This window comes from Lentiprolixibacter sp. (assembly GCF_982873095.1).
Genome location: NZ_CEYNTP010000081.1, coordinates 1 through 6,018 on the forward strand (window position 1 = coordinate 1; position 6,018 = coordinate 6,018).

General features: G+C 47.1%; 5 protein-coding genes. All 5 read right to left on the reverse strand.

Annotated elements, in window-relative coordinates:
* A partial coding sequence (locus AC4E7D_RS06630; protein ID WP_490173024.1) for an OmpA family protein occupies positions 1-905 on the reverse strand: 905 nt, incomplete at its 3' end.
* 121 nt (positions 906-1,026) lie between these two features.
* A complete protein-coding gene (locus AC4E7D_RS06635; RefSeq protein WP_490173025.1) occupies positions 1,027-1,488 on the reverse strand; it encodes a hypothetical protein in 462 nt (153 codons plus the stop codon).
* A 2-nt stretch (positions 1,489-1,490) separates the two neighbouring features.
* Positions 1,491-2,633 carry an N-acetyl-alpha-D-glucosaminyl L-malate synthase BshA gene (gene bshA / locus AC4E7D_RS06640; RefSeq protein ID WP_490173026.1) on the reverse strand — a complete coding sequence of 381 codons (1,143 nt, stop codon included), beginning with the start codon at positions 2,631-2,633 and terminating at the stop codon, positions 1,491-1,493.
* A gap of 28 nt (positions 2,634-2,661) precedes the next feature.
* The gene (locus AC4E7D_RS06645) at positions 2,662-5,580 is read right to left on the reverse strand and encodes a serine hydrolase domain-containing protein (RefSeq protein ID WP_490173027.1); all 2,919 of its coding nucleotides are present in this window, start codon (positions 5,578-5,580) and stop codon (positions 2,662-2,664) included.
* A 104-nt stretch (positions 5,581-5,684) separates the two neighbouring features.
* Positions 5,685-6,018: ABC transporter ATPase (locus AC4E7D_RS06650; protein WP_490173028.1), on the reverse strand; the 334-nt coding region annotated here is incomplete at its 5' end.

Genomic DNA, 6,018 nt, shown 5'->3' on the forward strand with positions numbered 1-6,018 from the left:
GACATCAATTCGGCAACCTTATCCAGGTTCTTTTTGGCCTCGGTAGTCAAAATAGAAGAATCAAAAGCAAAATAAATGGTACCAATACTGTCCAGGGCACGCTGCAAGTTCGTCAGGCGCTCCTTCCTGGCTTTTTCAGCTGCCGCAAGGCGTGCAGCTTCCTTTTCCTTCTCTAAACGCTCTGCAAGGGCCCTGGCTTCCTCATCGGCTTTCCTGGCCGCCAGAAGAGAATCCTGTACGCGTTGCTGTTCCTTTTCCATTTCTTGCAACAAGGCAAGCTTCTCTTCCCCTTTCTTCGAGAGTTCTTTTTCTATGTTGAATTGATATACCACACCTACGGCGTGCTGTATGTGGTTAGAGGCTTCGTTACCAAACGACCATTTACCACTAGAACTGAAATCAAGCCCCCAGCGATCAGAGAACCAGGTCCTGAACCCGATAACGGCGTTGTAGGTACCCCTGCCCAGGTTATTGGCATCTGAATATCCTAATCCAACGCCCACATAAGGATCGAAAAATCCGGTCTGACCCACCAATTTGTTCAGATCGTAACTCAAACGCGTATCTATCCCCCAGTACGGGATGTCTTCAGATATGGTTACCCCATCAATGGTATTCCCTTCTTTGTAGTTGTTGTAGGTGCCGATTACTTCCAGGCCGAGGCCACTTTTCCAGTACCTGCCCAAACTCAGTCGAGAAGGAAAGGCTACGCCGTTCCATTGGTCTTTAATCGTAGTAACATCATTAAAGGCATCTCCGGAATCATCGATAAAGTTCCAGCCCACGCCGAACATCCATGAACTAACAACGACACTATCTTTTGAAGTGATTTCAGGGAATTCCTGAGAACGGAGGTGCATTACGAAGCACAGTAGCGCAACAGCACTTAGGATATAGGTTTTCATGATGTCAAGATTTAGGATAACTTGTAATTACAAAATTACAACCGCCTAAATCTATTTCTCAGGATATCCTGCAAGGGGCAATAATATTCGATATCTTACACGAAAAACCCCTACGTTAGAATCATTCTTTCTTAAGGACGATTTCCTTATCGGTGAGTGGCACTTTATACAGGCTGAATGGCATCATAAGCGCCTCATTTCCAGATTTTTGTTTAACTGATCCCTGCTTGAGTCCTATGACCATTTGGTCGGGTAAATCTTCCTCGAGGTAGAGGCCTGGTACAGACGCATTTGTAGTCTTCCCCGTACAATACAACAAGACCATTTCCTGTTCAAAATCAATCTCGGGTACAGGAATTCCTGGCTTGCGGGTTTTATTTACCTGCACAAAGAATTGTCGCAGGGATTTCATATCCCGGATTACGCGAAAATCAGGCATTTCAGTTCCCCCGTAATTATCACTTAACAAAAGGGTCAACTCAGGTTGCTCTTGTGAAGTGAGAGTTGCCGCTTTTTTTCCCTTCTCCTGGCTCTTACAGCCTAATGCGACCAGTAACAGGAGATATACCAAGGGTCGCAACATCTTTAATAGGTAGTTTTATAATATGCTTTATACGCCTTGTCGTACAGGTCTTCATACAAGGGCAAGACATTCTGGATATCAAACTTTTTGGCCACCTCATGGGCGTTTTCCTTGAACTTTTCCAATGTGGCCTTGTCTTTCAGGATCTTAAGTGCATTGCTCACCATATCTTCCACATCCCGCTCATCGCTGAGATATCCAGATACGCCATGGATATTGACTTCCGGGATCCCACCTGTATTGCTCGATATCACGGGCACCCTGTTGATCATAGCTTCCAATGCCGCTAATCCAAAACTTTCTGATTTAGATGGAAGAAGGAACAGGTCTGAAAAACAAAGGATCCGATCTATCTCGTTGCTGTTTCCAAGGAAAACCACCTTTTCCGTAATGCCCAACTGCTCCACCAAAAGTTCAGCATTTTCCTTTTCGGGCCCTTCCCCTACCATAATGAGTTTGGCGGGGATCTCTTTCTGGATCCCGTAAAAGATCTGTATCACATCCGGGATGTGCTTCACCTTTCGGAAATTCGAAATGTGGGTGATAATTTTCTCGTGGTCCTCGGCCATGAGAGACCGCTGACAATCGGTAAAATGAGTGCTGTACTTGTTTTCATCAATGAAGTTGGGCACTACCTCGATCTCCTTGGTGATGTCAAAGAAATCCAGGGTTTTCTGTTTGAGGTTCTCGGATACCGAAGTCACTATATCTGACTTATTGATACTAAAGGTGACCGCGGGTTTGTAGAAAGGGTGGTTTCCAACCAATGTAATATCCGTACCGTGAAGTGTAGTGATCATGGGGATGTGGATGCCATCCTCCTCCAGGATCTTTTTGGCCATATAACCCGCATAGGCATGCGGAATGGCATAATGTACATGAAGTAGTTCTATCCCATAGGCCTTAACCGTATCCACCAGCTTACTAGACAAGGCCAGCTCATAGGGCTGGTAGTGGAAGAGCGGGTATTCAGGAACGTGAACCTCATGGAAGTGGATGCGGTTACTTAACAATTCTAACCTCACAGGTTGTTTATAGGTTATGAAATGGACTTCATGTCCCCGTGAAGCCAGGGCAATACCCAACTCAGTAGCTACAACACCACTCCCGCCAAAGGTGGGATAACAAACTATTGCAATTTTCATAGGCTAAAAATACACCGAATTATCGGTACTAATTAATAAGGGAATCATAAATCACCTGCTGTATGCGCGTTCGCAGTTCGGATTTTACCAGCAAGCGGTTTGTAGATGAAGGATAGGTCCGGTTAGACAAGAAAACATAGACTATTTCGGCCTCAGGATCCGCCCAGGTATAGGTGCCCGTAAAGCCACTGTGGCCAAAGCTCTTGGGAGAAACACAACCGCAGGTAGGTCCGTGAACTTTTAACTGGGGTTTATCGAACCCCACGCCCCTGCGCACTTCTTTATGACAGAAGTAGCACTTGTTAAAACGCTCCACCGTGCGTTCTCCTAAAAATCGCTCCCCACCGTAATATCCTCCCTGCAGATACATCTGCATGATCTTGGCCACGTCATTGGCATTGCTAAACAACCCGGCATGGCCTCCTACCCCGCCCTGCATGGCTGCACCCATGTCGTGAACATACCCCTGTACCACCCGGTGGCGATAGTAGTTGTCCACCTCAGAGGGCACGATGATCTCCCGTGGAAACTTCTCGAGCGGATTATACGTAGTTTTTGTTGCGCCCAGCCGTTTGTAAAGGAATTCCTGCGAAAGCTCGTCCAGGGAACTTCCATAGGTATCTTCAATGTATTTCTTAAACACATAGTAAGCGACATCACTGTAACGATAACGATTAGATTTCAGTTCCTGTCGTCCAATACGGTTGTATATAGAATCCTTGTAAGCGTCCGTAAGGTACAGGCCATCGCTAACCTTTGTGGAAAAACCCTCCATGGGTTGGTTCCGGTAGAAAATGGAGGACGGCTGCCCTTTTTTGTTCAACGTATCCAGGTAAAAAGCGATCCAGGATGGCAAACGCCCGTAATGACTGAGGGCTTTCAACACTGTCACATCCTTTAATTCGCTATCTGCGTATTCCGGGATGAGTTCCTGAAAAGTGGACGATAACCCTATGGTACCTTCCTCCTCCATTTTCATTAGGATGGGGAGCGTCGCCAGGATTTTAGTAAGGGAAGCCAGGTCATACAGATGATCTTCAGTAAGAATATCCCCTTCATTTCCTGTAGGCGATCCAAAGGTCTTGTTGTACACCACCTTTCCCCTTCTGGCAATCAATACCTGGGCCCCGGGGTACATCAGGGAATCTAAGCCATGTTGCACCAGGGTGTCCACGTCTGACAAAAACTCCGAGACCATACCTACACGTTCAGGAATACTGTACCCCAAGCGACCCATCGGTTCCAGGTCGATACCAGACCCAACGGGAAACATCGAGTGGGCCGTAACCGGCAGGCGTCCATTTACTCCAATAGCACCGAACAGGGCCTCCGCCATTTTTCGCTGGGCCATCTCACTATTTTGATACCCTAAAATTACAGCATCAATGGGCGCATAAGAAAGGACCTGCTTCAATGCATACGGACGGGAAAATGCGGCAAATACGGTGTTTGAAGAGGGCATCTCGGCAATTTCGTTCAACCAGTACAACTCCTTTTGAGTAAAATCGTGATTCTTCCAGGGAGAGGCATTGCTTTTATGGTACCCAAGGATCACAAGATTATAGTCCTTCAGATTCTCCTTGAGTGTGAGGATATCCTTCCCACTCACTTCGGTGACCTCGGTATACAGGTTCAAAGCTTTCAGGAAGGGGGTATGGTCATCATCCCCTAACTTTACATAGGCGATCTTCTTGTTCTCCAGTTTTTTAATCCCCAGAAGGCCAAACTGGTTTTTTAAGAGGGTTATGGAATGCTCTACCGCAATTTCATGGGCGAGCTCACTTTCTATCCCATTAAGGTCACCAACAAGGTCCTCAGCCTCCACTGCTTCATAGGTATGTAATCCCGCTTTGTATTTTGCCCTTAGGATCTTTTTTACGGAGCGCGACAATCGCTGCTCGGATATTTTTCCTTTGGTAAAGGCGTCCAGGATAAGGTTTTTCGCAGCAGGGAGATCCTCAGGCATCAGCAAAACATCATTACCGGCCTTAAAGGCCTCCAGCTCCGCTTCTCCGGGACGGGATGCCGTTGCTGTTACCCCCTTCATGTTCAGGGCGTCGGTTAGCACGAGCCCCTTGAATTCCAGGTCGTTCTGTAACACCCCTTTGATCACTTTTCCAGACAGTGAACTGGGTTTTTCCTCATCTGCTTCCAGGGCAGGAACGCTCAAATGAGCCACCATGACGCTGTTCAGGCCTTCCTGTATCAATGCCTTATAGGGATAAAGCTCCACACTATCCAATCTGCTCCTGTCGAGATTAATCTCCGGCAGGGCCTTATGGGAGTCTACTGCTGTATCCCCGTGTCCGGGAAAATGTTTGGCGCTGGACAAGACCCCGGCCCGCTGCATCCCTTTTTGAAAAGCCACGGCTTTACGTGCCACATTCTTCTCGTCTTCACCGAACGAACGGTTTCCGATGATGGGGTTTCTGGGATTACTATTGACGTCAACTACCGGGGCGAAATTGATATGCACCCCAAGCCGTTTGGCATGCTTTCCAATCTGATACCCCACTTCTTCAACAACCGCATTGTCCTGAATGGCACCTAAGGTCATGTTCCACGGAAAGGCATAGGTAGAATCCAATCGCATGGCCAGGCCCCATTCCGCGTCCATCCCGATCAATAATGGGGTTTTTGCCTTTTGCTGAAACAAATTTGTCAATCTGGCCTGGCGTACCGGGCCACCTTTGGAAAAAATCACCCCACCAATCTGCTGTTCTGCGATCAGCTGTGCGCTCTTTTCAAGGCTACTTTGGGGCTGGTCGGAAGCAACGAGGATCATAAACAACTGGCCAATGCGCTCTTCCACAGACATGGATTCATAACGGTCATTTACCCACTGTTCCTGGGCCAGACTATCCCTGGACTGGAGGGGATCCACCTGTCCCCGTGCAGTAATAAAAACGAAAATAAATAAGAATAAACAGTGTAGCCTTTTCCCCATATTTGCGGCAATCTTAAGTACTAACTTAATAATTATCCTAAATATTGCATTTGGTCGATCAACTCTTTACATCGAAGCTGTTTACAGAAAACCGAAGACCAGTTCTAGAAAAAACGGCTGTGCCAGCTCTCCGAGGCTGGGACCTCCCAGAATTCAAGATATTCCTGTTTATTATTGACGAGGTTGTTAAAAACGATGGTTTTGCCAGAAATGGCCTTCTCTTTGGCCATTTTTTTAAAGTCTGTAAGGGATTTATGGGTCACATAGTCCCCCTGCTTAAAGGTGACATTCATCTTGTCCAGCAAATCTATCTGATAGCGCTTCTCCAGGCCCTGGATGAAATGCACAGAAGCATCGATAGAGCAGCCTGAGGCAGCAGCGTGGCCCTGATCGAGCCCAAGGACTATGAAACGTCGATAACGCATTTCAAAGCCGGCC

What these genes read in the sequence shown, in the direction of transcription:
- bshA (WP_490173026.1), bottom strand. Translation starts at nt 2,633, where the DNA reads ATGAAAATTGCAATAGTTTGTTATCCCACCTTTGGCGGGAGTGGTGTT.
- AC4E7D_RS06635 (WP_490173025.1), bottom strand. Translation starts at nt 1,488, where the DNA reads ATGTTGCGACCCTTGGTATATCTCCTGTTACTGGTCGCATTAGGCTGT.
- AC4E7D_RS06645 (WP_490173027.1), bottom strand. Translation starts at nt 5,580, where the DNA reads ATGGGGAAAAGGCTACACTGTTTATTCTTATTTATTTTCGTTTTTATT.